The sequence below is a fragment of the Neoroseomonas alkaliterrae genome, from assembly GCF_014199195.1.
Lineage (GTDB): Bacteria > Pseudomonadota > Alphaproteobacteria > Acetobacterales > Acetobacteraceae > Neoroseomonas > Neoroseomonas alkaliterrae.
Genome location: NZ_JACIJE010000003.1, coordinates 136,482 through 162,366 on the forward strand (window position 1 = coordinate 136,482; position 25,885 = coordinate 162,366).

Below are 25,885 nucleotides of genomic sequence, written 5' to 3' on the forward strand. Positions count from 1 at the left end.
TCGGGGCGGCTCTGGCAAGCCGGTCAGGGCGCATCCTGCTCTCCCGGCAGCAGCGGCAGCAGCGCCTCGAGGTCGCGCTCGGGACGGCAGGCGAGGAAGCGCGCGCCCTCAGCACCACCGGCCAGCGGCAGCACCGTCAGCCCGATATCGGCATAGACGCGCGCGAGTTCCGGGCCCACGCGCCAGAAGGCGGGGTCCACGCGCGCCGCCTCGCAGATGTCGCGGAACCGCCAGATGGCGGAAACCCTGTCGGCCGCCTCGCCCGCGGGATCGCCGAGACCGAGCCAGATGCCGTCGCGCTTGACGAAGGCGAAGCCCGCCCGCCCGGCCTCGCCGAACACCGCGCCGTCGGCCTCGCCCGGCGGCGGCGCCAGCGCGCCGAGCGCGGCCAGGCGCTGCCGCGTCGCCTCGTCATAGGGCACCGCCGGCGGCCGGGCCGGGCGCAGCAGCCGCACCGCGGCCACCAGCAGCAGCACGCCCGCGACCCCGACCGCGAAGCGCAGCGTGTGCGGCGTGTTGCCCGACAGCGCGACGCCCCACCACGACATCTCCGCATACCGTCCGGCATAGGCGACCGAGGCGAGCGTCAGCGCACAGACCGCGAGCGCGGCGAGCGCCGCCGCCGTGCCCTCGCTCAGCGGCTCGGCCGTCAGGCGCGCGCGGCGGTAGAAGGCCGGGCGCACGGTCGCGAGCAGCCCGACCAGCAGCAGGAATCCCCCCGTCAGCCACCAGGGCTCGCCGCGCAGCCACACCACCAGCGCGCCGTTGAGCAGCAGCACGATCCCCGCCCACCAGGCGAGCGCGAGCCGCCGCATCAGCCCATAGGCTGCGACCAGCAGCAGCGAGCCGACGACGGATGCGGCGAAGTGGCTCGACATCTCGTGCAGCAGGTCCGAGTAGCCGGCGAGCGGGCTTGCCTTGGGCGGCAGCGCGCCGATGAAGATCAGTGTCATCGCGCCCAGCACCGTGAGCGCGGCCATCGCCGGCACCTCGAAGGAGATCGCGACGCCGCGCTCCGGCGCCCAGCGTTCGAAGAGGTGGCGGCGCTGGCTCATCTCGAAGCCCGCGAACATCACGCCCGCGAGGAACAGCGGCACGATGTAGTAGTAGAGGCGGAACAGCAGGATCGCGCCGAACACCTCGGGCGCCGGCAGATAGCCCGAAAGCCCGAGCAGCATCGCGCCGTCGAAGACCCCGATCCCGCCCGGCACGTTGGCCAGGATCCCGGCCGAGAGCGCGAGAACGTAGATGCCGAGGAAATGCAGGAAGGTCAGCCCCTCGGCCGGCGGCAGCAGCGCCCAGAAGATCAGCGCCGTCACCGCCACATCGGCCGAGGCCAGCGCCGTCTGCGTCAGCGCCATGCGGAAGCCCGGCAGGTCTATCTGGTATCCGGCCAGGCGGAAATGCGGCACGAAGCGCGCGAGCAGCACATAGGCAGCGACCACCGCCCACATCAGCAGCCCCGCCGCCTGCATCAGCCAGCGCGGCGCGCCATCCCCGAAGAAGGGCAGCACCTCGGGCTCCACGAGCAGCACGAGCCCGCCCAGCGCGAGCCCGCCGAGCCCGAAGGTGAGCGAGGTGAAGGCCACCACCTTCGCGATCGCGATCGGCGGCAGCCCCCAGGCGGCATAGAAGCGGTAGCGCACCGCCGCGCCGGAGACCGTCGCGAAGCCGAGATTGTTCGCCAGCGAATAGGCGACGAAGGAGGCGAGCGAGGTCCGCAGGTAGGACACCGGATGCCCCGCATAGACCGAGCCCAGCCGGTCATAGGCGGTCAGGATCAGGTAGGCGAGCACGGTGAAGCCCGCCGCCCCCCACAGGGCCGAGGCCGGCGTCGCGGCGAGCGCGCCCTGGATGTCGCGCCAGGACAGGCTGCGGAACTCCCGCTGCACCACGTAGAGCGCGGCCACGAGCAGCAGCAGGCCGAACACCGTCGGCCCGTGCCGCTTCAGCGCGGCGAGGACGCGCCCGCCTGCGCTCACGCGCCCGGCCGCTCCCCGCGCGCGAGCGCCGTCTCGATCAGCCCGATCGTCCCGGCGATGCCGTAGAGCGCGACGAAGCCGCCGAAGCGCGGACCTTCCTCCTGCCCGAGCAGCACCTGATAGAGCGCGTTGAACCAGGCGCGCGAGACACCCATCGTCCCGTCCTTGTTCGGCTGCAGGAAGGGCGGGCGGCGTCCCGCGTCATAGACCAGGTCCTGGATCGCCCTGGCGCGCTCCTCCGGTTCCATCGCCTCGAGATCCGCCGCGCGGTCGCGCAAGGCGGACATCAGCGCGGCCAGCGCCTCGCGCTCGGCATCGGTGGGGGCGCGGAAGCGCTTCGTCGGCGCCACGAAATCCCGGTAGTAATGCACTGCGTGCTCCACCAGCTTGCCGAGCAGCGGCTGCGAGGCCGGCGTCGCGCCGGGCGCGTAACGGCGCAGGAAGCCCCAGAGCATCTCCGGGTCGTCCGCATTCACGACCGAGGCGAGGTTGAGCAGCATGGTGAAGGAGACCGGCGGCTCCGGGTCGTTCGGCGCCGTCCCGCCATGGATGTGCCAGGCCGGGTTGGCCGGGTCGGCGGCCGCGCGCAGCCGCGCCCGGTGCTGCAGGTATTCGTCCACCGCGCGCGGGATCTGGTCGAAGTAGAGCCGCTTGGCCCGCTGCGGCTGGTTGAACATGAACTGCGCGAGGCTCTCGGGCGGCGCGTAGCGCAGCCATTCCTCGATGGTCAGCCCGTTGCCCTTGGACTTGCTGATCTTCTGGCCCTCGGCGTCGAGGAACAGCTCGTAGGTGAAGCTCTCGGGCGGCTCGCCGCCCAGCACGCGGCAGATCGCGGAGGAGAGCTTCACGGAATCGATCAGGTCCTTGCCCGACATCTCGTAGTCCACGCCGAGGGCGAACCAGCGCAGCGCCCAGTCGGCCTTCCACTGCGCCTTGCAGTGCCCGCCCGTGATGCGGGTGGCGAAGCGTTCGCCGCTTTCGGGGTCGCGCCAGATCAGCTCGTCGCGCTCGGGCCGCACCTCCTCCATCGGCACCTGCATCACGACGCCCGTCCTCGGATGGATCGGCAGGAAGGGCGAATAGGTGGCGCGGCGCTCGGGGCCCAGCGTCGGCAGGATGACCGCGCGCACCTCCTCGTGCCGCTCGGCCATGCGCAGCAGCGCCGCGTCGAACCGGCCGGACCGGTAGTAGTCGGAGGAACTCGCGAACTCGTAGTCGAAGCCGAAGGCGTCGAGGAAGGCGCGCAGCCGGGCGTTGTTGTGGTGCCCGAAACTCTCATGCGTGCCGAAGGGGTCGGGCACCGCCGTCACCGGCCGGCCCAGATGCTGCGCCAGCATCTCCCGGTTCGGCACGTTGTCCGGCACCTTGCGCAAGCCGTCCATGTCGTCGCTGAAGGCGACGAGGCGGGAGCGCTTGCCCGTCAGCATCTCGAAGGCGCGGCGCACCCAGGTGGTGCGCGCCACCTCCCCGAAGGTGCCGATATGCGGCAGGCCTGAGGGGCCGTAGCCGGTCTCGAACAGCGCCACGTCCTTGCCGGATCGCTCCAGGCGCGCGGCGACCTTGCGCGCCTCCTCGAAGGGCCAGGCCTTCACGGCGGAAAGGTCGGTCGGGGCGGTCGTCACGGTCGCGCACTCATCCACGGCAGAGGGTGGCGCGTTATAGGTGCCCGCGCGCCCGGATGCGACCCCGCCGCGCCGCCATGCCGCCCGCCGGGGGCCGCATCCGCCGGAAAGCATTGGTCCCGCGCGCCCGTTGCGCTATGCAACCGGCCCCTTCCAGCCGTCGAAAGGACAGAGAGGGACATGCGTGTCGGTATTGTCGGCGCCACCGGTGCGGTGGGCCGCGAGCTCGTGGACGTCCTGGGGCGCCGGGCCTTCCCGGTCACCTCGCTGAGGCTCTTCGCCTCCGCCCGCAGCGCCGGCACGAAAACGAAGACGCCCTTCGGCGAGGTCGCGATCGAGGAGTTCTCCGACGCCGCCGTGCGCGACCTCGACCTCGCCCTGCTCGCCGTCTCCGGGGACTTCGCCAAGGCCCATGCGCCGCGGATGGTCGAGGCCGGCGTGACGGTGATCGACAATTCCTCCGCCTTCCGCCTGCAGGAGGGCGTGCCGCTGGTGGTGCCGGAGGTGAACGCCTCGGCCATCGGCGCCCATCGCCTGATCGCCAATCCCAACTGCACCACCGCGATCCTGGTCGTGGCGCTCGAGCCGCTCCGCCAGGCCTTCGGCCTCAGGCGCGTGATCGTCTCGACGTATCAGGCCGCCTCGGGCGCCGGCGCCGAAGGCATGGCGGAACTCGAGCGCGAGACCCGCCGCGTCCTGGTCGAGGGTGCGAAGCCGCAGGCCGAGGTCTTCCGCTGGCCGCTCGCCTTCAACGTCATCCCGCAGATCGATGTCTTCCAGCCCAATGGCTACACGAAGGAAGAGATGAAGGTCGTGTGGGAGAGCCGGAAGATCATGGGCCTGCCCGACCTGCCCATCTCCTGCACCGCCGTCCGCATCCCGACGATGCGCGTGCACGCCGAGGCCGTAACCATCGAGACCGAGCGCCCCGTCACGCCCGAGGCCGCGCGCGAGGTGCTGCGCCGCGCCCATGGCGTGAAGGTGGTGGACGACCCGGCGAACGGCCTCTACCCGATGCCGCTCACCGCGACCGGCCAGGACGATGTCGAGGCCGGGCGCATCCGCGCAAACCCGGTCTTCGGCGATCACGGGCTCGATTTCTTCCTCTGCGGGGACCAGCTCCTGAAGGGCGCGGCGCTGAACGCGGTGCAGATCGCCGAGCGTCTGCCGATGGTGGCTCGCAAGGCGGCGTGACGCTGGAGGGGCGCCGCCCCTCCAGGCCTCCCCGGCAAAGGCCGAAGGGCCTTTGCAAACCATCATCTGGCGCCAACCCTGTGCCCGGGGAACCCGATCTCCAGGTTCCCAAAGGCCTTTCGGCCTTTGGCGGAGAGAGGTGCGGAGAGGGGCAGCGCCCCTCTCCGGCCACGCCTGCCCCTGCTAGGCTGCCTCATGCCCTCGGCCCCGCGACTCCTCCTCCCCGGCGTGCCTTCGCTCGTCGCGGGCTTCGGCCGCGCCGTCCTGCTCACCACCGACGGCGAGATCGAGATCCTCGACAGCGAGGCGGCCGCGAAGGCTGTGCGGGACACCGCCCCCCTTCTCGTCCACGCCCCCGCCACCGCCCGCCGCCTCGGCCTGCCGGGCTTCGACGCAGCGCATGACCTCCTCGACCTCTTCGCCTTCTGCCGCCCGGCCGAACCCTGCGCCCCCACCCCGCGTGGCCTCGCCCTCGCGCTCGATCTGCCGCAGCCGCCCGACGACGAAGCCGCCGTCGCCCTGCTGCCGGAGATCGCCACCCACCTGCTGCGCCACCTGGCCGACACGCGCGAACACCCCCGCAACCGCGACGCCCCGGGCTTGGCCGCCCGCATGGGGGAGGCGGGCTGGCCCTGGGCGCCCTCGGTCCTCGCCGCCCTCGGCGAGCCCGGGGCAAAGCCCGATGCGCGCGCCTACAAGGTCTGGCGCCGCCTCCCCGAATGGGAGGACACCGCCCCGCCCCCACCGCCCGCTACCTTCGCCGTGGAGCCGGCCGAGGCCCGCCGCCGCCTCGCCGAGATCCTGGGCCCCGGCGCCGAGCAGCGCCCGCAGCAGGCCGACTACGCCTCCGCCGCCGCCGCCGCCTTCGCCCCTCGCGCCCATCCCGGCGCCCCCGCGCTGGTCCTGGCCGAAGCGGGGACCGGCACGGGCAAGACGCTCGGCTATGTCGCGCCCGCCAGCCTCTGGGCCGAGAGGAACGGCGCGCCGGTCTGGATCAGCACCTACACCCGCAACCTGCAGCGCCAGATCGACCAGGAGACCGCCCGCCTCTTCCCGGACCCGGAGGAGCGCCGCCGCCGCGTGGTGCTCCGCAAGGGCCGCGAGAACTACCTCTGCCTGCTGAACCTCGATGACCTGACGGCCGCCATCCCCGCGCCGCACCTCGCCATCCCGCTCGGCCTCGTCGCGCGCTGGGCGCTGTTCACGCGCGACGGGGACCTGCTCGGCGGCGACTTCCCCGGCTGGATCGCGGAACTCTTCGGCCCTGCCGCTGTCCTGCCGCTCGCCGACCGGCGCGGCGAATGCATCCATTCCGCCTGCCCGCACTACAAGACATGCTTCGTCGAGCATTCCGTCCGCCGCGCGAAATCGGCGCGGATCGTCGTCGCCAACCACGCGCTGGTCATGGTCCAGGCCGCGCTCGGCGGCGGGGAGGACGGCCCGCCGCTGCGCCTCGTCTTCGACGAGGGCCACCACCTCTTCGACGCCGCCGATTCCGCCTTCTCCGCCGACCTCACCGGCGCCGAGATGGCCGAGATGCGCCGCTGGCTGCTGGGCGCGGAAGGCGGCCGCTCCCGTGCCCGCGGCCTGCGCCGGCGGCTGGAGGAACTGATCGCCGACCGCCCGGACCTCGCCGCGCAACTGGATGCAGCCCTGCAGGCCGCGCGCGCCCTGCCCGTCCCCGGCTGGCCCTCCCGCCTCGGCGGCGGAGCCGTGGCGCGCCCCGAGGAGGCACCCAACCCGGCGGAAGCCTTCCTCCGCGCCGTGCGCGAGCAGGTGCTCGCCCGCACCCGCGAGCGCCGCGACGCCGGCCTCTACGATTCCGAATGCGACCTGTTTCCCGTGACGGAGGCGCTGCCGCCCGCCGCCGAGGCCCTCGCCCGCGCGCTCGCCCGCCTCGAACAGCCGGCTCGCGCGCTGCGCGACCGTCTCACCGCCCGGCTGGAGGAGGAGGCGGCGGACCTCGAAACCGGCGATCGCATCCGCATCGAGGCCGCCTGCCGCGCCATCGAGCGCCGCGTTCTCATGCCCTGCGAGGCCTGGCAGGGCATGCTCGCCACCATCCAGGCCGCTCCGCCCGAACCCGGCGAGCGCCCCGCCTTCGTGGACTGGCTCTCCCTCGAACGCCGCGGCGGCGCGGATACCGATGCCGGGATGCACCGCCACCACCTCGACCCGACCGAGCCCTTCGCCCGCGCCGTCGCGGCCCCGGCGCACGGGCTGCTGATCACCTCCGCCACCCTGCGCGACGAGGCCGAGACCGGCGCCGACCCCGAATCCGCCTGGCACGAGGCCGAGGCCCGCACCGGCGCGATCCACCTGCCGAGCCCGGCGATCCGCGCCGCCGTCCCCTCCCCCTTCGACTACGCCGCGCAGACGCGCTGCCTCGTCGTGACCGATGTGGCGAAGGAGGAACCCGCCCAGGTCGCCGCCGCCTTCCAGGCGCTGTTCCTGGCCGCAGGCGGCGGCGCGCTCGGCCTGTTCACCGCCATCCGCCGCCTGCGCGAGGTCCATGCCCGCATCGCGGCCCCGCTCGAGAATGCCGGCATCCCGCTCTACGCCCAGCATGTGGACGCAATGGACAATGCGACGCTCGTGGATGTCTTCCGCGCCGAGGAGCATGCCTGCCTGCTCGGCACCGATGCCATGAGGGACGGCGTGGACGTGCCCGGCCGGGCGCTGCGCCTGCTGGTCTTCGACCGCGTGCCCTGGCCGCGCCCGACCATCCTGCACCGCGAGCGCCGGCTGCACCTCTCGGGCGGGCGGCCGAAGGACTACGACGACCGGGTGGCCCGCCACCGGCTGCGCCAGGCCTTCGGCCGGCTGGTTCGCCGCGCCGACGACCGCGGCGTCTTCGTCATGCTCGACGCCCGCTGCCCCTCGCGCCTGCTGCACGGCCTGCCGCCGGGCGTGCTGATCCGCCGCCTCGGCCTCGCGCAGGCGGTGGCCGAGACGCGCGCCTTCCTGGCCGAAACCTGACCCCTTCCTTCCGCGCGCGGCGGGGAGCAATCTCCTCTCCGGACCGAGGCGGGAGGAGAATGCCCATGCCCATGACGCTCGATGATTTCGTCAGCCGCGCCCGCGCCGCGCTGAAGGACCACCCCGGCACCGAAGGCCGCCGGATGGTCTGCGACCTCGTGCGCGAGGCCCTGAAGGACCCCGCCTTCGTTGCCGCGCACATCAACGACGCGACGCCCGAGCGCAAGGTGCTCTACGAGGATCCCGAACTCGGCTTCACCGTCCTCGCCCATGCCTACAAGGACGCCAAGACCACCGGCCCGCACGACCACGGCCCCTCCTGGGCGATCTACGGCCAGGCCGCGGGCGAGACCATCATGACCGACTGGGAATGCCTCGCCCGCCCGACCGAGACCACGCCGGGCAAGGCCAGGCGCATCCGCGACTACGCCATGAAGCCGGGCGACGCCTATCTCTACGAGCCCGGCGTGCTGCATTCCCCGCGCCGCGACGGCCCCACGCGCCTGCTGCGGATCGAGGGCATGAACATGGACCGGGTGAAGCGCCTGCCCTACCAGCCGGTGGACGCCGCGGCCTGAGGCCGCCGGGCCGGACCCGGCGGGCGAAGGACCAGCCTCTGCCCGCCGGGTGACGGGCCCTGCTGCCGCACGCCTTCGTACGGATCAGCCGCGCCCGCGCTGCGCCGTCGCCTGCGCCCGGTATGCCTCCACCCGCGCCTTGAGGCCGGGCCGCGCGACCGAGCGCGCCAGCGCCGCGAGATCGCCCGCATCATCGGCCCGCCGCGTGCGCGCATGCAGCGCGGCCACCGTCGCGGCATCGAGGCGCGTGGCCGCCTCCGCCGCCGCGGCCACCGCCTCCGCCGCATCCGCGACCACCGCCGTCGCGAGGCCGATCGCGAGCGCCCGCGCGGCGCCGACGCTCGCGCCCGCCAGGAGCAGGCGCCGCGCCGTTCCATCCCCCACCAGCCCGGCCAGCCGGCCCGTCCCGAGCACCAACCCGAAGCCCGGCCCGGGGAAGGCGAAGGACGCCCCTTCCAGCGCGATGCGATGGTCGCAGGCGGCGAAAAGGTCCGCCCCCGCGCCGAAGACCCGCCCGCCCGCCACCGCGACGGTCGTCACCGGCAAGGCATGGATCCGCTGCAGCAGGATCTCGATGCGCAGGATGCGCAGCGCGAGGTCGCCCTCGCTCGTCTCCGCAAGGCCCGACAGGTCGAGCCCGGTGCAGAAATTGCGCCCCTCCCCGCGCAGCACGATGCAGCGCGCGCCCGCCGCCTCGGCGGCATCGAGCGCCGCCTCGATCCCCGCCACCATCCCCGGCCCCAGCGCGTTGCCCCGCTCAGGACGCGCGAGGGTGATGGTCGCGATCGCGCCATCGAGCCTGCTCAACACCTCCTCCGTCATGCCGACAGCACCCCGTCCCGCGCGACGACGCGCCCGGCCGAGACGACAAGGCGGCGAACAGGGCGCGCCACCACCGCCTCGGCCAGCGTCCGCGCCTCGACCAGCACGAGATCGGCGCGCGCGCCGGGCAGGAGGCCGTGGTCGGAAAATCCGCACCCCTGCGCCCCCGCCGCGCTGACGCAATCGAAGGCCAGCGCCACCTCGTCATCCCGCCGGAAGTTGTTGCGCAGGCCGATGAGCATCGCGCGCTCGAGCATGTCGGGCGAGCCATAGGGCGTCCAGGTATCGCGGATGCCGTCATTGCCGCCGAAGATCGTCACCCCCGCCGCGCGGCAGGCGGCGACAGGCGGCACGGGGCGCGAGGCCGGCGCCGTCGTCGCGATGGCGACGCCGAGCTGCGCCATGCGCGCCAGCAGCGCATCGCGCTCGCGTTCGGCGATGTCGCCCAGGCAGAAGGCGTGGCTCACCACCACCTTGCCCTCCATGCCGAGCGCGCGCGTGCGTTCGAGAATGAGGTCGAGCGAGAAGGCCCCCATCGTCCCCGGCTCGTGCAGATGGATGTCCACCGGCTTGCCGTGCCTCTCCGCCAGCCCGAACACGATATCGAGGTGCCGCACCGGATCGCGCTCGATGGCGCAGGGATCGAGCCCGCCGACGATGTCCGCCCCCATCGCCAGCGCCGCATCGAGCAGCCTCTCCGTCCCCTGCCGGGCGAGGATGCCCGATTGCGGGAAGGCGACGATCTGGATCTCCTGCAGCCCGCGCATCGCCTCGCGGGTTTCCAGCACGCGCGCGACATGGCGCGTCCCGCCCACCGTATCCACGTCCACATGGCTGCGGATGCGTGTCGTCCCCGCCGCGAGGAAGGCGCGCGCCAGCGCCAGCGAGGCAGCCCCGGCATCATGCCCGGTGCGCGCGCGCCATTCGCGCTCGGTGTCGATCTTGTCCTCGATGCGCGGCCCGACCGCGTTCACCAGCCAGTCCGGCAGGTGGATGGTCGTCTTGTCGAGATGGGTGTGCCCCTCGACGAAGCCGGGCAGCAACAGCATGCCGCGCCCGTCCTCGCTCGGCTCCCCGGCCGGCGGCGCGGCGGGCGCGATGGCGGCGATCCGCCCGCCCGTGATCGACACCGTCGCCGCCGCGCCGCCCATGGGGCGGACATTCGTCAGATGCCAGGTCGTCATGGGCGGATCCTTCCCGTCGTCGCGGCGGGCGGGATCAGGCCGCCGCCATCACCCAGTCGCGGAACAGGTCGAGGTCGATATTGCCCCCGCACAGCACGAGCCCGACGCGCCGGCCGCGCATCGCGGCGCGTTCCTGCATCAGCGCCGCGAGCGGCGCCGCACCCGCCCCTTCCGCAAGGTTGTGCGTGTCCTGCCAATAGGCGCGGATCGCCGCGGCGACCTCCTCATCCGTCACCGTCACGATGCGCGCGGCGCCGCGGCGGATGATCGCGAGCGCCTCGGCATCCGGCACGCGCGTCGCCATCCCGTCCGCGCGCGTCTCGGCCTTCGGCGTCGTCACCACATGCCCGGCCGCGAAGGACAGCGCGTAGGACGGCGCGCCCGCGCTCTGCACGCCGATGATCTCGGTGCCGAGGCCGAGAAGGTCGCGCGCCAGGATGCAGCCGCAGATGCCCGAACCCATGCCGATCGGCACATACAGCACATCGAGCGGCGGGCTGCCGCGGAAGAACTCCAGCGCATAGGTCGCCACACCCAGCACGAGGTCGGGCGCGAAGGAGGGCGCGAACTCCAGCCCCTCGGCGGCAGCGAGGCGCGCCGCCTCCTCGCGCGCGGCGTCGAAATCCGCGCCGTGCTCCACGAGGCGCGCCCCGAAGGCGCGCATCGCCGCGTTCTTCTCCGCGCTGTTGCCGTGCGGGACCAGGATCGTCACCGGCACGCCATGCAGCCTGCCGGCATAGGCCAGCGACTGGCCGTGATTGCCGCGCGTCGCGCTGACCACGCCGCGCACCTGCGGCCGCTCGCGCTTCAGGCGTTCCATGTAGACCAGGCCGCCGCGCAGCTTGAAGGCGCCGGTCGGCGTGTGGTTCTCGTGCTTGACCCAGACCTCCGCGCCGGTCCGCGCCGCGAGGAGCGGCCAGGCGACCTGCGGCGTCGGCGCGAAGGCCCGGTGGACGAGGCGCGCCGCTTCCTCGAGCGCGTCCAGCGTGAACATCGGCGAGGCGGCGCGCGCCCTCAGATGGTCTTGAGGTTGACCGCGGCCGCCTTGCCGCGCTCCGTCGCCACGTCGTAGCTGACCTTCTGGTTCTCGTTCAGCCCGGTCAGCCCCGCCTTCTGCACGGCGGTGATGTGCACGAAGACATCCTTGCCGCCGTCCTGCGGCACGATGAACCCGTAGCCCTTGGTCGCGTTGAACCACTTCACGGTACCGATCGCCATGCGGCGGGCCTCCTTGCCTTGCCGGCGCGCGGGATGCGCCGGGATCGCCCAGCCGTGCCCGGGATCGGCTTGGAGGCGCCCGGGCATCCGGAGGCACGGCAAGGCGAGGCAAGGCGCGATGGGTGCGTAGATGACACGCAGATCATGACAGCCACGTCAACCGAAGCGTCCCGCTGCTCCGCGCAGCCGCGAAACGGAAACGGGGCGGCCCCGAAGGACCGCCCCGCCCCGGCTCCGACCGGCTGGCGCCGATCAGAAGTCCATGTCGCCCATGCCGCCGCCCGGGGCCGCCGGGGCGGCCTTCTTCTCCGGACGCTCGGCGACCATCGCCTCGGTGGTGATCAGCAGCGAGGCGACCGAGGCCGCATCCTGCAGCGCCGTGCGCACGACCTTGGTCGGGTCGATGATGCCGGCGGCCACCAGGTCCTTGTACTCGTCGGTCTGCGCGTCGTAGCCGAACTCGTACTTGTCGGTGCGCAGCACCTCGCCCGCGACCACCGCGCCGTCCTTGCCGGCGTTCTCGGCGATCTGGCGCAGCGGCGCCTGGATGGCGCGGCGCACCAGGTCGATGCCGACCTGCTGGTCGTGGTTCTCGCCCTTCAGGGCCGCGAGCTTCTGCGAGGCGCGCGCCAGCGCGACGCCGCCGCCCGGCACGATGCCTTCCTCGACCGCGGCGCGGGTCGCGTGCAGCGCGTCGTCCACGCGGTCCTTGCGCTCCTTCACCTCGACCTCGGTCGAGCCGCCGACGCGGATCACGGCGACACCGCCGGCGAGCTTCGCCAGGCGCTCCTGCAGCTTCTCGCGGTCGTAGTCCGAGGTGGTCTCCTCGATCTGCGCCTTGATCTGCTCGCAGCGGCCCTTGATGTCCTCCTTCTTGCCGGCACCCTCGACGATCGTGGTGTTCTCCTTCTCGATCCGCACCTTCTTCGCGCGGCCGAGCATGTTGAGCGTCACGTTCTCGAGCTTGATGCCGAGATCCTCGGAGATGACCTCACCGCCGGTCAGGATGGCGATGTCCTCGAGCATCGCCTTGCGGCGATCGCCGAAGCCAGGCGCCTTCACCGCCGCGACCTTCAGGCCGCCGCGCAGCTTGTTGACCACGAGGGTGGCCAGCGCCTCGCCCTCGACGTCCTCGGCCACGATCACCAGCGGGCGGCCGGACTGCACGACCGATTCGAGCAGCGGCAGCATGGGCTGCAGGCCCGAGAGCTTCTTCTCGTGGATCAGGATGTAGGGGTCATCCAGCTCCGCGATCATCTTCTCGGCGTTGGTGATGAAGTAGGGCGAGACGTAGCCGCGGTCGAACTGCATGCCCTCGACGACGTCGAGCTCGGTCTGGATGGACTTCGCCTCCTCGACCGTGATGACGCCCTCGTTGCCCACCTTCTCCATGGCCTTGGCGATCATCTCGCCGATTTCCTTCTCGCCATTGGCGGAGAGGGTGCCGACCTGGGCGACCTCGGCGGAGGTGGTGATCTTGCGGGTGCGGGCCTCGAGCTCCTTCACGACCTCGGCGACCGCCTTGTCGATGCCGCGCTTGAGGTCCATCGGGTTCATGCCCGCGGCGACCGCCTTCGCGCCCTCGCGGACGATGGCCTGGGCCAGCACGGTCGCGGTGGTGGTGCCGTCACCGGCGAGGTCGTTGGTCTTCGAGGCCACCTCGCGCACCATCTGCGCGCCCATGTTCTCGAACTTGTCGGCGAGCTCGATCTCCTTCGCGACCGTCACGCCGTCCTTCGTGATGCGCGGGGCACCGAAGGACTTGTCGATCACGACGTTGCGGCCCTTCGGGCCCAGCGTCACCTTCACGGCGTCGGCCAGGATGTCAACGCCGCGCAGCATCTTGTCGCGCGCCGTGGCGCCGAACTTCACGTCCTTAGCAGCCATTGCTGTCTACCTCTCGAAAACTCTGGATGGATCGGGGAAGGCGGAAGCGGCGCCTCAGGCAGCCTTCTTCGCCTCGGCGGTGACCTCGAGGATGCCCATGATGTCGCTCTCCTTCATGATCAGGAGCTCCTCGCCATCGAGCTTCACCTCGGTGCCCGACCACTTGCCGAACAGGATGCGGTCGCCGGGCTTCACGTCGAGCGGGCGCACCTCGCCCTTCTCGTTGATCGTGCCGGCGCCGACGGCGATCACCTCGCCCTCCTGCGGCTTCTCCTTCGCGGTGTCCGGGATGATGATGCCGCCGCGCGTCTTCTCCTCCGCCTCGATGCGGCGGACGAGAACGCGGTCGTGCAGGGGACGGAACTTCATCGGGATGTCCTCTCCTGAGCCTCGGGTTGGTGACGGCTCGCCCTGGGAAGCCTGGCCGGTCGCCGGAACGCCCCGGCCGTTAGCACTCCCCCCAGAGGAGTGCCAGCGATCTAGAGCCCGCCTGCCCGATCGTCAAGCGATCCGGCAGCACTCGCGAAGCGCGAGTGCTAACATCTTGATCCTCAACAATTTTTCTTGCCATGCGCTGCACCGCACATGTCATCCTGATGACGGCGACGGGCCCTTGCGCGGCCCCGCCCGGTCGAAACCGCAGGGCTCAACCCAGCCAGGGAAGGGACAGAATGACGGTGCTGCAGGGACTGGAACCGATCATCCGCATCCGCGACTGGCGGATGACCACCGCCGAACTCCTCTACCACATGCCGGACCACCCCCACGTCCTGCAGGCCTATGTCTGGCAGAAGATCGACCACGCGCCGGACTTCCCGGAACTGACGCGCTTCCTCGAGTTCTGGCGCCGCGAGATCGACGGCCCCCTCCACTCCGTGCGCGTCGCCACCGCCGCCCTGACCCGGCCGGCGGAACTGCGCTACGCCAACGGCGTCTTCACCCTGCACTGAGAACGGGAGCCGGAGAGGGGCGCCGCCCCTCTCCCCGCCGAAGGCCGAAGGGCCTTCGGGAACCGCTGCCGGGCTCGCGGTCAGGCCCGCAGCCTTGAGGGCGCAGCGGCCGGGCCGGGCGCGTCCATCAGATGCGCCACGATCGCCCGCCGCACCGGCGCGAGCACGGCCCCCGCGCCGATCAGCGCCGCGCGCGCCAGCCGCGCCGGCGCCCGGTCATCGGAATAGAGCCGCGCCACCGCATTGGTCGCGAGGAACAGGGGCAGCGTCGCCCGCCGCAGCGCGGCGCCGTAGCGCGCCAGCGGCGCCGCCTCGCCCGGATCGGCCGCCCGGCGGACGAGGCCCGCCAGCATCTCCGCCCCCAGCAGGCCGAAATTGAAGCCATGCGCGGTCACGGGATGCATCCCCACCGCCGCATCCCCGAGCAGCGCGAATCGCCGCCCCGCGAAGCGGTGCGCATAGGTCGCGACCAGCGGATAGGCATGCCGCGTCCCCGCCGCCCGCATCGCGCCGAGCCGCCCCTCGTAACGCCGCGTCACCTCGGCGGCGAAATCCTCCGCCGCCATGGCCATCAGCCGCTCGGCCGCGGCCGGCGGGACCGTCAGCACCACGGAGGAGACATCGCCCGGCAGCGGCAGCATCGCGATGGTCTGGCCATGGGCGAACCATTCCGTCGCCACGCCGCCATGCGGCCGCTCATGCGCGAGGCGCGCGACGATCATGGTGCGCCCGAAATCGAGCATCTGCGCCCCGATGCCGGCCCGACGCCGCGCCTCGGAGAAGCGCGAATCGGCCGCCACCACCAGCCGGGCGCGGAGTTGCCGCCCGTCATCGAGCACGAGCCGCGCGCCCGCGGCCTCGAGCACGAGGCCCGCCACCGCCCGGCCGGCGACCAGCCGCGCCTCGCCCGCCTCCGCCATCGTCTCGAACAGCGCCCGGCGGATCATGTGGTTCGGCACCAGCCGCCCGAGCGGCTCCCCGCCGCCGCCCGGCGCGAAGCGCAGCGCGAGCGGCGAGGCGCCATTCAGCACCCGCGCCTCGCGCAGCGGCGCCGTCTCCCCCGCCGGGATGCGCGCCCAGGCCCCGAGATCCCGCAGGATCGCCTGGGAGCGATGGGTCAGCGCGATCTCCCGCCCGTCGAAGCCCGGTTCGGCGATGGCCGCTTCCGGCGCCTTCTCGAACAGGGTGACGGCAACGCCGCTGCCCCTGAGCGCGCAGGCGAGCGCCAGCCCGGCCGGCCCCGCCCCGATGATCGCGACATCCGTGTCCATGCCGTCCCTCCTGCCCCGGCCCGCGGCTGGCGTCCATGACGAAGCGCAAGGCCGCCGCCCGGCCCCGCGGCGGTGTCCGCGCCCGGCGGTATCGCGAGCCTCCGCCCCCCGGAACGGTCGCCGTCCTAGTCCTCGTCCAGCGCCCGGCCCGCCTGGTGCCGGCGCAGCAGCATCAGCCCGATCCCCGCCGAGACGACGAACAGCGCCACCGCGAGGCCGAGCTGCCACGCGCCATCCACCCGTATGCCCTTGCCCAGCAGCGCGAAGACCACGGTCTGCGGCAGGTAGCCGATGGCCGAGGCGGCCAGGAAGGGCAGCAGGCGGATCCCCGCCATCCCCGCCAGCAGGTTGAGCGCGAGGTTGTTGCCCACCGGCAGCAGCCGCAGCGCCAGGGTGGCGCCGAAGGGGCTGACCGCGAGCACGTCGCGCAGCGGCCGCAACCGGTGCCCGAACCGCCCGGCGAGCCGCCGCTCCGCCCAGGACCGCCCGACCGCCCGCGCCCAGGCATAGGAGAGCGCGCATCCGGCCACCTGCGCCGCGAGCGCGAGCAGGCTGCCCTGCAGCGCGCCGAAGGCGTATCCGCCGAGGAAGGCCACCCCCTGCCGAGGCGCGCCCGCCGCCGTCGCCGCCGCGCCCATGGCGACGAAGGCGAGATCCCCTGCCAGCCCCTGGCCGAGCACCCAGCGATCCACCCATTCGGTGCCCGGCGCGAAGCCCACGCTGCGCAGCAGCAGCCCCGCCGCCGCGAGGCCCGCCCCGAGCAGGGCCAGCTTCAGCACCGCCCGCCGCCGCCGCCCCGCCGCGGCCGCGGGCGGCGCGGTCCGCGCGGTCATGGGCCGGCATCCTCCTCGACCGCCGGGCGGCGCCCCCGGCGCTGCAGCCAGGCCACGCCCACCAGGTCGAAGATGCCCACCAGCAGCCTGTCCAGCGTCCCGTAGTTCGAGGCGCCGCGCACCCGCGGCCGGTGGTTCACCGGCTCGCTGACCACATGCCCGCCCGCGCGCAGCGTCAGCGCCGGCAGGTAGCGGTGCATGTGGTCGAAATGCGGGAAGTCGAGGAACAGGTCACGCGGGAAGACCTTGAGGCCGCACCCCGTATCGGGCGTCGCATCGCGCAGGGCCCAGGCGCGCACGGCGTTGGCGATGCGGCTCGTGACCCGCTTCACGCCGCTGTCCTTGCGGCTGACGCGATGCCCCGCCACCAGGGTGCGCCGCCCGGCCGCCGCCTCGGCCTCGGCGCGGGCGAACAGGCGCGGGATGTCGGCCGGGTCGTTCTGCCCGTCCCCGTCGAGTGTCGCGATCCAGCGCCCGCGCGCCGCCTTCACCCCGGTCACGATCGCCGCGGACTGCCCGCAGGAGGAAGCGTGCCGCAGCACCCGCACCGGCGCGCCCGCCGCCCGCGCCGCGCGCAGCGCGTCTGCCGTCCCGTCGCTGGAGCCGTCGTCCACATAGACGATCTCGTGCGGCAGGGCGCCGAGCGCGGCCTCGATCTCCGCGACCAGCGGCGCGATGTTCGGCGCCTCGTTGCGGACCGGGATGACGACGGAGAGGATCGGTGGCGCGGCGGTCCCAGGTCCCGCCGCGGCGGCCCCGGTTCCGTCGCGGGGTGCGGCGGGCATGGCGCGGGCGGGTAGCAGCCCCGCCCCGGCGGGGCAAGCGTATGGGGCGCGGCCCTGGCCCGCCCGGCCGGATCATGCGCCGCCCGCGCGCCCGGGTCCGCCCCCGCCAGCATCCGCCTTGAAGACTCGCTGCCGCCGCCGCTCCGGCGCGCAGGGCTGCGCCCCGCCTCGCGTGGGTGCGGCGCGTCGCCTCTCCAGCAAGGCCGGACACGCGTGGGCGCGCCCCGGCCGGCGCGGCGGGTGCGCGGGGCCGCCCTCTCCCCTATATCGCCGCCATGCCCTTCGATGCCCGCACCCTCCCCCCGCAGACCACCGGAACCGCCACGCGCGACGCCCGCGCCGTCGCCCGCTGGCTGCTGCTCGTCGCCGCCCTGGTCTGGATCATGGTGGCCATCGGCGGCGCCACCCGGCTGACCGGCTCGGGCCTGTCCATCATGGAATGGGCGCCGATCGCCGGGATCCTTCCGCCCCTGAGCGATGCCGAGTGGCAGAGGCTTTACGATCTGTATCGCACCATCCCCCAGTATCAGCTCGTGAACCAGGGATTCGGGATGGAGGGCTTCAAGCAGATCTTCTGGCTGGAATGGATCCACCGCTTCTGGGGGCGGCTGATCGGCCTCGCCTATGTCGCCGGCCTCGCCTGGTTCTGGGCCAGCGGCCGCATTCCTGCCGGGCTCAAGCCGCGGCTGTTGCTGCTGCTCGCCCTGGGCGGGCTGCAGGGGGCGATCGGCTGGTTCATGGTCGCCTCGGGCTTCGAGGCTGACCGCACCGCCGTCTCGCCCTACCGGCTCGTGCTGCATCTCGGCATGGCCTTCCTGCTCTACGCCATGCTGGTCTGGACCGCGCTCTCGCTGCTGCGCCCCGCGCCGGCCGAGCCGCCCCCGGTGGCGATCCGCCGCTGGACCCATGCGGCGGCGGGCCTTGCCATCCTCGCCATGCTCGCCGGCGGCTTCGTTGCCGGGATCAAGGCCGGCTTCTCGTACAACACCTTCCCGCTGATGGACGGGCGGCTGGTGCCGGAGGGCTACTGGGACCTCTCCCCCGCCTGGACGAACTTCACCGCCAATATCCCGGCGGTGCAGTTCAACCACCGGCTTCTCGCGACCCTGGCCCTGCTCTCCGCCGGCTGGGCCGCCTGGCTCGCCTGGCGCTCGCTGCCGCGCGGCAGGCTGCGCGGCGCCGTCATGGGCCTCGCCGCCGCGGTCGCGCTGCAATACGCGCTCGGCGTCGCGACGCTGCTCGCGGTGGTGCCGGTCTGGCTCGGGACGCTCCATCAGGCCGTGGCCGTCCTCGTGCTGACCGGCGCGCTGTTCGCCATGCATGCGCTGCGCCGGCCCGCCCGGCCGCCGGCCGCCGCAAGGGCCGCGCCGGTGTGACCCCCGGGGAGGCAGCCCTCCGCGCCTTCGAGGCCCTGCCCCATGCGATGATGGTGGCCGACGGGCAGGACCGGCTCGTCATCGCCAATGCCGCCCTGTGGGGCGAGGCCGGCGCCGATCCCGCCCGCTTTCCGCCCGGCACGCCGCTGCGCGACCTGATGCGGCTCTTGGCCTTCCGCGGCATGCTCGGCCCCGGCGACCCCGCCGCGCTGGCCGAGGCGGCGCTGGCCGAGGACCGCTCGATCCTGCAGGTCCGCCACCGCCGCAGCGCCGATGGCGCCCGACTGTCGGAAGTGACCACCTTCCCCCTGCCTGGCGGCGGCTTCGTGCTCTGCGCGGTGGACATCACCGCCCTCAACCGCGCCGAGGCCACCGCGCGCAGCCGCGCCGCGCTGCTCGAACGCGTGCTGAACGCGCAGCGCAGCGGCATCGCGCTGTTCGACGCCGAGCGCCGCCTCGTCCTCCACAATGCGTCCTACCGCCGGCATTCCGGCGCGACGGCGGAGCTCCTCGCCGGCCGGCCCGCGCTGGGCGACATCCTCGAGGGGCTCGAGCGCGCGGGCGAGTTCCACGCCCTGCGCGACCGGGGCCACCTGCGCGCGGTGCTCGCCGCCGACCGCAGCCGGCCGCGCCAGTCCGAACGCGAGCGCGCCGACGGCACGGTGGTCCGCTTCACCAGCACGCCCTCCCCCGATGGCGGCTTCCTGCTCGAGACCGAGGACGTCACCGACCTCCGCCGCGCCGAGGCCGAGGCGCGCCGCCGCGCGGCCATCCTCGACGGCGTGCTGGAGGCGCTGCCGCACGGCATCTGCGTCTGGGGCCCGGACCGCCGGGTGGCGCTGTTCAACGACGCCTATCTCAGGCTGATGGAAGGCGCGCCGCTGCAGGTCGGCGACACGCTCGAGGAGGTGATCCGCCGCCGCGCCGAGGCCGGCGAATACGGGCCCGGCGAGGCCGCCGCGGTCTATGCGCGGGAGATGGCGCGCGACCTCTCCGTCCCGCAGGAGCGCCGCCGGCGCCGCGCCAACGGCACCGCGCTCGACGTGCGGACCGCGCCGCTGCCCGATGGCGGGCATGTCTCGGTCGTCACCGACGTCACGGCGCTGTGGAAGGCCGAGGAGGAGGCGCGCCGCCGGGCGATGCTGCTCGAGACCGCGCTCGCCTCGATGCGCCACGGCTTCACCCTCTACGACGCCGCATCGCGTGTCGTGGTGGCGAATGCGCTGGCCGAGCGCCTCGGGGGCCTCAGCCCCGGCGCCCTCGCCCCCGGCCGCCGCTTCGAGGAGGTGGTGCGCGAGCAGGTCGCCTCCGGCGCCCTCGGCTCGGGCGAGGAGGCCGAGGCGATCGCCGCCGCCGCCATCGCGCTCGACCGCACGCGCCCGCACCGGATGCGCCGCCGCACCGAAGAGGGGCAGGTGCTCGAGATCGCCTCCGACCCCACGCCCGATGGCGGCTTCGTCGTGACGCATGTGGACGTCACCGCCCTCGCGGCCGCGGAGGCCGAGGCCCAGGCGCGGGCCGGGATCCTGCGCGTGATGCTCGACAACACGCGGCACGGCATCTGCCTCTTCGATGCCACCGGGCACATCGTGGCGGTGAACGCACTCGCCGCGCGCATGTGCGGCCTCGCGCCCGAGCAGATGGCTCCGGGCCGCCACCTGCTCGATGTCCGCGACGAGCAGATCGCCGCCGGGGAGTTCGGCGACCCCGCCGCGGCGGCGCGCTTCGTCGGGGCGCGCAGCGAGGAGCCCTGGCGCGGGCCGGACCGCTACACGCGCCGCCGCCCCGACGGGACGATGCTCGAGATCACCACGGACCCCACCCCCGATGGCGGCTTCGTGCGCACCTACACCGACGTCACCGAGGACCGCCGCATCCGCGACGAGCTGGAACGCGCGCGCGCCGCCGCCGGGGCGGCGAGCGAGGCGAAGTCCCGCTTCCTCGCCACCATGAGCCACGAGCTGCGCACGCCGCTCTCGGCCGTGATCGGCTTCGCCGAGGCGATCCTCGCCGAGACCGAGCCCGGGCGCGTCGCCACCTATGCCGGCGAGGTGCGCGATGCCGGGCGGCACCTGCTGGCCCTGATCGAGGACATCCTCGAAGTCGCGCGCGCCGGCGGGCCGGAGGCAGGCGCGGGCGAGACCCTCCTCGACCCGGCCGCGCTGGTCGCGAGCCTCGCCGCCGCCCATGGCGAGGCGGCGAAGGCCGCGGGCATCGCGTTCGAGGCCACAGCCGCCCCCGCCCTGCCGCCGCTGCGCAGCGACGAGCGCCGCCTGCGCCGCATCCTGCGCGCGCTGCTCGACAATGCGCTGAAGTTCACACCCGCGGGCGGCACGGTGCGCCTTGCCGCCGCGGCGGATCAGGCCGGCGGCCTCGTCTTCACCGTCTCCGACACCGGCATCGGCATGGCAGGCGAGGACATTCCCCGCGCCTTCGAGCCCTTCACCCAGCTCGACGGCTCGAGGGCGCGGCGCTACGCCGGCTCCGGCCTCGGCCTGCACCTCGCCCGGCTGCTCGCCCAGGCGATTCGGGCCGATCTCGCATTGGAGAGCGCGCCCGGCCGGGGCACCATCGCCACCCTTCGCCTGCCGCCCGGCATCACCATCTCGGCGCAAGAGGCGCCCGAGGAGACTGCATGACCGCCCTTGCCACCACCGACGCCCTGTTCTTCGGCCTGCTCGACCGCGACGCCGCCGCGCGCCGCCTGCGCGAGGCCACCGCCGGCTGCGAGGACGGGGAGCTCTTCCTCGAATACCGGGAGAGCGAGGCGATCGCGATCGACGACGGGCGCATCCGCTCGGCCTCCTACGACGCCACGCGCGGATTCGGCCTGCGCGCCGTGAGCGGGGAGGCGGCCGGCTACGCCCATGCCGGCGAACTCTCCGACGCCGCCCTCGCCCGCGCGGCGGAGGCGGTGAAGGCCGTCCGCCAGGGCCGCTCCGGGACGCTGGAAGCCGGCCCGCGCGCGACCAACGCCCGGCTCTACACCGACGCCAACCCGCTCGCGCAGATGGATTTCGCCGCCAAGACCGCGCTGCTGCAGGAGATCGACGCCTTCGCCCGCGCCGCCGACCCGCGCGTGGTGCAGGTGATGGCCTCCATCACCGGCGAATGGCAGGCGGTGCAGATCCTGCGCCCGGACGGCCAGCGCGTGGCGGATCTCCGCCCGCTGGTGCGCTTCTCCGTCTCGGTGGTGGTGGAGAAGGACGGAAGGCGCGAGAGCGGCACCTTCGGTACCGGCGGGCGTTTCGACTACGCCCGCATCCTCGCCGGCGGCGCCTGGAAGGCCGGGGTGACGGAGGCCCTGCGCCAGGCGCTCGTGAACCTCGAGAGCATCCCCGCCCCGGCCGGCGAGATGGAGGTGGTGCTCGGCCCCGGCTGGCCCGGCATCCTCCTGCATGAGGCGATCGGGCACGGGCTGGAGGGCGACTTCAACCGCAAGAAGACCTCGGCCTTCGCCGGGCTGCTCGGAAGCCGCATCGCCGCCCCCGGCGTGACGGTGGTGGATGACGGCACCATCCCCGACCGCCGCGGCTCGCTCACCGTGGACGACGAGGGCACGCCGACCGGCCGCACCGTGCTGATCGAGGACGGGATCCTGACGGGCTTCCTCCAGGACCGGCAGAACGCGCGGCTGATGGGCGTCGCCCCCACCGGCAATGGCCGCCGCCAGTCGCACGCGCATATCCCGATGCCGCGCATGACCAACACGGTGATGCTCGGCGGCAGCCACACGCCGGAGGAGGTGATCGCGAGCGTCAGGCGCGGCCTCTACGCCGTCAACTTCGGCGGCGGGCAGGTGGACATCACCTCGGGCAAGTTCGTGTTCAGCGCCTCCGAGGCCTACCTGATCGAGGACGGCAGGATCGGCCCGCCGGTCAAGGGCGCGACGCTGATCGGCAACGGCCCCGATGCGCTGACCAAGGTGGCGATGGTGGCCAACGACATGGCGCTCGACCCCGGGATCGGCACCTGCGGCAAGCAGGGCCAGGGCGTGCCCGTGGGCGTCGGCCAGCCGACCCTCAAGATGACCGGCCTGACGGTGGGCGGCACCGCGCTGGCCTGATACCCTGCTGACACAGGTCGATCCTTTGTCTGCAGGGTATCAGGATTTGGTTCCGCGCGCGGCCGCCCCATGAGCCCCGCGCGCCATACCATCGGGCGATATGTCAGCCCCTTCGACCGCTGGCCTGACGGCCCGCGGCGGCCCCTCTCCCGGCCCCGCGCCATGAACGGCTTCATGGCGCGGGATCGCGTTGCGCGATAAGAACGATCGCGCTTCCGAGGAGGCCCGCATGAGCGAGATCCCGCCCCCGACCCCCGACCCGTCCGCCGAGGAGGCGCAGCGGGAGGAAGCCCGCCGCGCGAGCGAGGCCGGCGGCGCGGATGGCGTTGCGGACGGCGTCGGCACCGCGCTCGATCTCGTCGCGCATGGCGCGCTCGACCTCGCCGTCACGGCAGCCGATGCCGCGCTCGATGCCGCGAGCGCGACCGTCCAGGCCGGCGCCGCGGTCGCCAAGGTGTCGCTCGAGGTGATCGGCGGCATCGTCAGCGGCGTCGCCGACCTCTGATGCCCTGCGGACAAAGGATCGCCCCTTGTCCGCAGGGTATCAGGATCTGGGTCCGCGCGCGGCCGCCCCACCAGACCTGCCCGCTGGCATGACGGCGCCGCCGCACGCGCGGCGGAGACGGGAACGGCCCGTCTCCGCTGGTCCCGGACGGCGAACCGGCCTCAGCGGATCGCGACCGGGTTGATGATCGCCTGCACCGCGCCGCGATAGAGCGGCTGGCCGAGCACGAACATGAACTCGCTCGCCCCGTCCGCCACCAGCCCGCGCGTGTCGAGGTTCTCGAGGATGTAGATCCCGTTGCGCGCGAGCAGGACCTGGTGCCCCTGCCAGACCACGTTCGGGTTCCTGAAGGGCACCGCCTCGACCCCCCAGGTGTCGGCGCCGACCGCCAGCGGCTGCAGCGAGGCGAGGTATTCCGCCCCCGGCCCGTCGATCCCCGGCTCCTGGCTGCCGAAGAGCTGGGGATTCTCCGTCAGCACCGAGAGCCAGCCCGTGTGCAGAACCACCACATCGCCCGGCGTCACGCGCACATTCTGCTGCGCCATGGCCTGGCGCAGTTCGTCCGCCGTGACGAGCTCGCCGCCGTCAAGGCGCGGCTTGCCCTTGAACCGCGCGAGGTCCACCAGCACGCCGCGGGTGACGAAGGGCGGGATGTTCTCGATGCCGAGCTTCGTCACTCCCGTGGTGCGCACGAAGTCGCGCGCGCGGTTGCCGTTGTAGAAGACGTTGTCGATGCCGAGATGCGCCAGGCTGTCGATCTGCGTGCCGACGCCGAGCCAGCCATTCACCATGTCGTCCACATACGACATGCGGTTGGCGCCGAAGGTCTGCCCGTCCTCCTGGCCCGGCATGAAGACCGTGACGCTGAAGTTGCGCGGCGGGAAGGCCGGCGTGCTGCGGTCCACCGCGATCCCCATGCGGTAGGTCTTGCCCTCCCGCACCAGCCGCGTCGCCTCCTGCACCTTGGCCGGCGTCAGCAGGTTGGCCGCGCCCAGCTGGTCATCCGGCCCCCAGCGGGAAGGGAACCAGTTGCCTCCGGCCGCGCCTGCGGCCGGCGCCTGGGCCTGCGCGAGCCTGACGCCCGAACCGGCCTGGATCGCGACGCATCCGGCGCAGGCCGCGCCCATCAGGCCACGCCGTGTCATCCCGCCGGCCTCGGCCGGGCCGGACTGCAAACGCCGCATCATTCGCATGTCGCTTCCCTCCCGTCTCGCCGGTCGTGCCGCCGGCGGACGGAAGGGTGGCGAATCCAGGCGGCGTTATACAATCACCACGTGCAGACGGTCAGATCGCCGCCTCCGAGAAGATGCGCGCGACATCGCCGCCCCAGGCCGTGGCGCAGCGCTCCAGCCAGCGGTCCGCCTGGGTCTGTCCGGTCGCGACCACGGCATCGAGCGGGTCGAGGAACATCTCCTCCCCGAGCCCGCGCGCCTTGAGCCCGTCGCGCGCGATCGCGAGCACGTCGCGCGCCACATCCCGCAGCCGCCGCCCGCGGATGCTCGCCTCGAGCGCCTGCTCGGGAACGGCGTTGCGCAGCGCGACGATCTCCGCCACCGACCACTCCCGGGTCAGGGCGCGGGCCGCCTTCTGCGCCGCGTCGTCGTAGATCAGCCCCACCCAGAAGGCGGGCAGCGCGGTCAGGAAGGCCGGCGCGCCCGCATCCGCCCCGCGCATCTCGAGGAAGCGCTTGAGCCGCACATCGGTGAAGACCGTCGTGACGTGGTCCGCCCAGTCGCCCATCGTGGCGGCGTGGCCCTTGAGCTTCTCCGCCCGCCCCTCGAGGAAGGCGCGGAAGGACATGCCCGCCGCGTCGATCCACTGCCCCTCGCGCATGATGAAGTACATCGGCACGTCGAGAACCCAGTCCGCGAAGCGCTCGAAGCCGAAGCCGTCCTCGAACACCACGGCCGGGATGCCGGTGCGGTCGGGATCGGTGTCGGTCCAGACCTTGGCGCGCAGGCTGCGGTAGCCGTTCGGCCTGCCTTCGGAGAACGGCGAATTGGCGAAGAGCGCGGTGGCGAGCGGCTGCAGCGCGAGGCTGACGCGCAGCTTCTCGACCATGTCGGCCTCGTCGCCGAAATCGAGGTTCACCTGCACCGTGCAGGTGCGCAGCATCATGTCGAGGCCCATGGAGCCCACGCGCGGCATGTATTGCCGCATGATGGCGTAGCGGCCCTTGGGCATCCAGGGCATGTCCTCCCGCCTGGCCAGCGGATGGAAGCCGAGCGGCGCGAAGCCGAGGCCGAGCGGTCCGGCGACCTCCCGCACCTCGCGCAGATGGTCGGCGATCTCGTCGCGCGTCTCCTGCAGGCTCGCGAGCGGCGCGCCGGAGAGTTCGAACTGCCCTCCCGGCTCGAGCGAGACCGACGCCTCCCCGCGCTTGAGCCCGATCGGATTGCCGCGGTCGAGGATGGGCTCCCAGCCGAAGCGCATCAGCCCTTCGAGCATGGCGCGGATGCCGCCGGGCTCGTAGGGCGGCGGGGCGAGGTCCGCGCGGCGGAAGCCGAACTTCTCGTGCTCGGTGCCGATGCGCCAGCGCTCGCGCGGCTTGCTGCCGGCGGCGAACCACTCGGCAAGCTGTCGCGCCGAGGTGATCGGCGTGGGATCCGACTCGCCGGGATTCGACATGCAGC

The 25,885-nt window shown here is 73.2% G+C and carries 21 protein-coding genes; 8 read left to right on the plus strand and 13 right to left on the minus strand.

Features of this window, described 5'->3' with window-relative positions; all coding sequences use genetic code 11:
• Positions 1 to 23 precede the first annotated feature (23 nt).
• Both FHS88_RS06710 and FHS88_RS06715 read right to left on the minus strand, forming a co-directional pair.
• The gene (locus tag FHS88_RS06710; protein WP_184482743.1) at positions 24 to 1,982 is read right to left on the minus strand and encodes a lysylphosphatidylglycerol synthase domain-containing protein; all 1,959 of its coding nucleotides are present in this window, start codon (positions 1,980 to 1,982) and stop codon (positions 24 to 26) included.
• Positions 1,979 to 3,604, minus strand: coding sequence for a lysine--tRNA ligase (locus tag FHS88_RS06715; protein WP_338146451.1), 1,626 nt, complete (start codon positions 3,602 to 3,604; stop codon positions 1,979 to 1,981). The genes FHS88_RS06710 and FHS88_RS06715 overlap by 4 nt, the downstream gene beginning before the upstream one ends.
• A gap of 180 nt (positions 3,605 to 3,784) precedes the next feature.
• On the opposite strand from FHS88_RS06715, the gene FHS88_RS06720 reads away from it, so the two are divergent.
• The 3 genes from FHS88_RS06720 to FHS88_RS06730 all read left to right on the plus strand — a co-directional run bounded on the left by FHS88_RS06720 (position 3,785) and on the right by FHS88_RS06730 (position 8,355).
• Complete coding sequence (locus FHS88_RS06720) at positions 3,785 to 4,798, plus strand: aspartate-semialdehyde dehydrogenase (protein WP_184482748.1); 1,014 nt, start codon at positions 3,785 to 3,787, stop codon at positions 4,796 to 4,798.
• A gap of 195 nt (positions 4,799 to 4,993) precedes the next feature.
• Positions 4,994 to 7,777, plus strand: a complete 2,784-nt coding sequence (locus FHS88_RS06725; RefSeq protein ID WP_184482751.1) for an ATP-dependent DNA helicase — start codon at positions 4,994 to 4,996, stop codon at positions 7,775 to 7,777.
• Positions 7,778 to 7,842: 65 nt separating this feature from the next.
• Positions 7,843 to 8,355: a cupin domain-containing protein gene (locus FHS88_RS06730; RefSeq protein ID WP_184482753.1), complete on the plus strand. Its 513-nt coding sequence runs from the start codon at positions 7,843 to 7,845 to the stop codon at positions 8,353 to 8,355.
• An 84-nt stretch (positions 8,356 to 8,439) separates the two neighbouring features.
• Here FHS88_RS06730 and FHS88_RS06735 read toward each other — a convergent pair whose 3' ends face one another.
• From FHS88_RS06735 to groES, 6 genes are all read right to left on the minus strand, one after another.
• Entirely contained in the window at positions 8,440 to 9,162 is a 723-nt protein-coding gene (locus FHS88_RS06735) for an enoyl-CoA hydratase/isomerase family protein (RefSeq protein WP_221244356.1), read from the minus strand.
• Positions 9,163 to 9,173: 11 nt separating this feature from the next.
• Positions 9,174 to 10,361 carry an amidohydrolase family protein gene (locus tag FHS88_RS06740; protein ID WP_184482758.1) on the minus strand — a complete coding sequence of 396 codons (1,188 nt, stop codon included), beginning with the start codon at positions 10,359 to 10,361 and terminating at the stop codon, positions 9,174 to 9,176.
• A gap of 34 nt (positions 10,362 to 10,395) precedes the next feature.
• Positions 10,396 to 11,355 (minus strand): threonine dehydratase, encoded by a 960-nt coding sequence (locus FHS88_RS06745; RefSeq protein WP_184482761.1) that lies wholly within the window; start codon positions 11,353 to 11,355, stop codon positions 10,396 to 10,398.
• 20 nt (positions 11,356 to 11,375) lie between these two features.
• The gene (locus tag FHS88_RS06750; protein ID WP_184482764.1) at positions 11,376 to 11,579 is read right to left on the minus strand and encodes a cold-shock protein; all 204 of its coding nucleotides are present in this window, start codon (positions 11,577 to 11,579) and stop codon (positions 11,376 to 11,378) included.
• Between the two features lie 252 nt (positions 11,580 to 11,831).
• Entirely contained in the window at positions 11,832 to 13,466 is a 1,635-nt protein-coding gene (groL, locus tag FHS88_RS06755) for a chaperonin GroEL (protein ID WP_184482767.1), read from the minus strand.
• 54 nt (positions 13,467 to 13,520) lie between these two features.
• A complete protein-coding gene (gene groES / locus FHS88_RS06760; RefSeq protein ID WP_184482770.1) occupies positions 13,521 to 13,835 on the minus strand; it encodes a co-chaperone GroES in 315 nt (104 codons plus the stop codon).
• A gap of 302 nt (positions 13,836 to 14,137) precedes the next feature.
• Here groES and FHS88_RS06765 point away from each other — a divergent pair, with 302 nt between their 5' ends.
• Entirely contained in the window at positions 14,138 to 14,416 is a 279-nt protein-coding gene (locus FHS88_RS06765; RefSeq protein WP_184482773.1) for an usg protein, read from the plus strand.
• Between the two features lie 80 nt (positions 14,417 to 14,496).
• On the opposite strand, the gene ubiM is transcribed toward FHS88_RS06765, so the two are convergent.
• From ubiM to FHS88_RS06780, 3 genes are all read right to left on the minus strand, one after another.
• Positions 14,497 to 15,687 carry a 5-demethoxyubiquinol-8 5-hydroxylase UbiM gene (ubiM, locus tag FHS88_RS06770; RefSeq protein WP_184482776.1) on the minus strand — a complete coding sequence of 397 codons (1,191 nt, stop codon included), beginning with the start codon at positions 15,685 to 15,687 and terminating at the stop codon, positions 14,497 to 14,499.
• A 125-nt stretch (positions 15,688 to 15,812) separates the two neighbouring features.
• The gene (locus FHS88_RS06775; protein ID WP_184482778.1) at positions 15,813 to 16,520 is read right to left on the minus strand and encodes a TVP38/TMEM64 family protein; all 708 of its coding nucleotides are present in this window, start codon (positions 16,518 to 16,520) and stop codon (positions 15,813 to 15,815) included.
• Entirely contained in the window at positions 16,517 to 17,305 is a 789-nt protein-coding gene (locus FHS88_RS06780; protein WP_184482781.1) for a glycosyltransferase family 2 protein, read from the minus strand. Before FHS88_RS06780 ends, FHS88_RS06775 begins: the two co-directional genes overlap by 4 nt.
• A 275-nt stretch (positions 17,306 to 17,580) precedes the next feature.
• Between FHS88_RS06780 and FHS88_RS06785 the strand changes: the two genes are divergently transcribed.
• From FHS88_RS06785 to FHS88_RS06800, 4 genes are all read left to right on the plus strand, one after another.
• Entirely contained in the window at positions 17,581 to 18,681 is a 1,101-nt protein-coding gene (locus FHS88_RS06785; protein WP_184482783.1) for a COX15/CtaA family protein, read from the plus strand.
• Positions 18,678 to 21,320 carry a PAS-domain containing protein gene (locus FHS88_RS06790; RefSeq protein ID WP_184482786.1) on the plus strand — a complete coding sequence of 881 codons (2,643 nt, stop codon included), beginning with the start codon at positions 18,678 to 18,680 and terminating at the stop codon, positions 21,318 to 21,320. The genes FHS88_RS06785 and FHS88_RS06790 overlap by 4 nt, the downstream gene beginning before the upstream one ends.
• Complete coding sequence (tldD, locus tag FHS88_RS06795) at positions 21,317 to 22,747, plus strand: metalloprotease TldD (protein ID WP_184482789.1); 1,431 nt, start codon at positions 21,317 to 21,319, stop codon at positions 22,745 to 22,747. Before FHS88_RS06790 ends, tldD begins: the two co-directional genes overlap by 4 nt.
• A 229-nt stretch (positions 22,748 to 22,976) precedes the next feature.
• The gene (locus FHS88_RS06800; protein WP_184482792.1) at positions 22,977 to 23,252 is read left to right on the plus strand and encodes a hypothetical protein; all 276 of its coding nucleotides are present in this window, start codon (positions 22,977 to 22,979) and stop codon (positions 23,250 to 23,252) included.
• Positions 23,253 to 23,413: 161 nt separating this feature from the next.
• Here the strand turns inward: FHS88_RS06800 and FHS88_RS06805 are convergent, their stop codons facing one another.
• Entirely contained in the window at positions 23,414 to 24,397 is a 984-nt protein-coding gene (locus tag FHS88_RS06805) for a cyclase family protein (RefSeq protein ID WP_211842544.1), read from the minus strand.
• Positions 24,398 to 24,536: 139 nt separating this feature from the next.
• Positions 24,537 to 25,880: a glutamate--cysteine ligase gene (locus FHS88_RS06810; RefSeq protein ID WP_184482795.1), complete on the minus strand. Its 1,344-nt coding sequence runs from the start codon at positions 25,878 to 25,880 to the stop codon at positions 24,537 to 24,539.
• Positions 25,881 to 25,885: the final 5 nt, after the last annotated feature.

Bases quoted from the DNA above. Each gene is read 5' to 3' on its own strand.
- FHS88_RS06720 (WP_184482748.1), top strand. From the start codon at position 3,785: ATGCGTGTCGGTATTGTCGGCGCCACCGGTGCGGTGGGCCGCGAGCTC.
- FHS88_RS06725 (WP_184482751.1), top strand. From the start codon at position 4,994: ATGCCCTCGGCCCCGCGACTCCTCCTCCCCGGCGTGCCTTCGCTCGTC.
- FHS88_RS06730 (WP_184482753.1), top strand. From the start codon at position 7,843: ATGCCCATGACGCTCGATGATTTCGTCAGCCGCGCCCGCGCCGCGCTG.
- FHS88_RS06740 (WP_184482758.1), bottom strand. From the start codon at position 10,361: ATGACGACCTGGCATCTGACGAATGTCCGCCCCATGGGCGGCGCGGCG.
- FHS88_RS06745 (WP_184482761.1), bottom strand. From the start codon at position 11,355: ATGTTCACGCTGGACGCGCTCGAGGAAGCGGCGCGCCTCGTCCACCGG.
- FHS88_RS06750 (WP_184482764.1), bottom strand. From the start codon at position 11,579: ATGGCGATCGGTACCGTGAAGTGGTTCAACGCGACCAAGGGCTACGGG.
- groL (WP_184482767.1), bottom strand. From the start codon at position 13,466: ATGGCTGCTAAGGACGTGAAGTTCGGCGCCACGGCGCGCGACAAGATG.
- groES (WP_184482770.1), bottom strand. From the start codon at position 13,835: ATGAAGTTCCGTCCCCTGCACGACCGCGTTCTCGTCCGCCGCATCGAG.
- FHS88_RS06765 (WP_184482773.1), top strand. From the start codon at position 14,138: ATGACGGTGCTGCAGGGACTGGAACCGATCATCCGCATCCGCGACTGG.
- ubiM (WP_184482776.1), bottom strand. From the start codon at position 15,687: ATGGACACGGATGTCGCGATCATCGGGGCGGGGCCGGCCGGGCTGGCG.
- FHS88_RS06775 (WP_184482778.1), bottom strand. From the start codon at position 16,520: ATGACCGCGCGGACCGCGCCGCCCGCGGCCGCGGCGGGGCGGCGGCGG.
- FHS88_RS06780 (WP_184482781.1), bottom strand. From the start codon at position 17,305: ATGCCCGCCGCACCCCGCGACGGAACCGGGGCCGCCGCGGCGGGACCT.
- FHS88_RS06785 (WP_184482783.1), top strand. From the start codon at position 17,581: ATGCCCTTCGATGCCCGCACCCTCCCCCCGCAGACCACCGGAACCGCC.
- tldD (WP_184482789.1), top strand. From the start codon at position 21,317: ATGACCGCCCTTGCCACCACCGACGCCCTGTTCTTCGGCCTGCTCGAC.
- FHS88_RS06800 (WP_184482792.1), top strand. From the start codon at position 22,977: ATGAGCGAGATCCCGCCCCCGACCCCCGACCCGTCCGCCGAGGAGGCG.
- FHS88_RS06805 (WP_211842544.1), bottom strand. From the start codon at position 24,397: ATGACACGGCGTGGCCTGATGGGCGCGGCCTGCGCCGGATGCGTCGCG.
- FHS88_RS06810 (WP_184482795.1), bottom strand. From the start codon at position 25,880: ATGTCGAATCCCGGCGAGTCGGATCCCACGCCGATCACCTCGGCGCGA.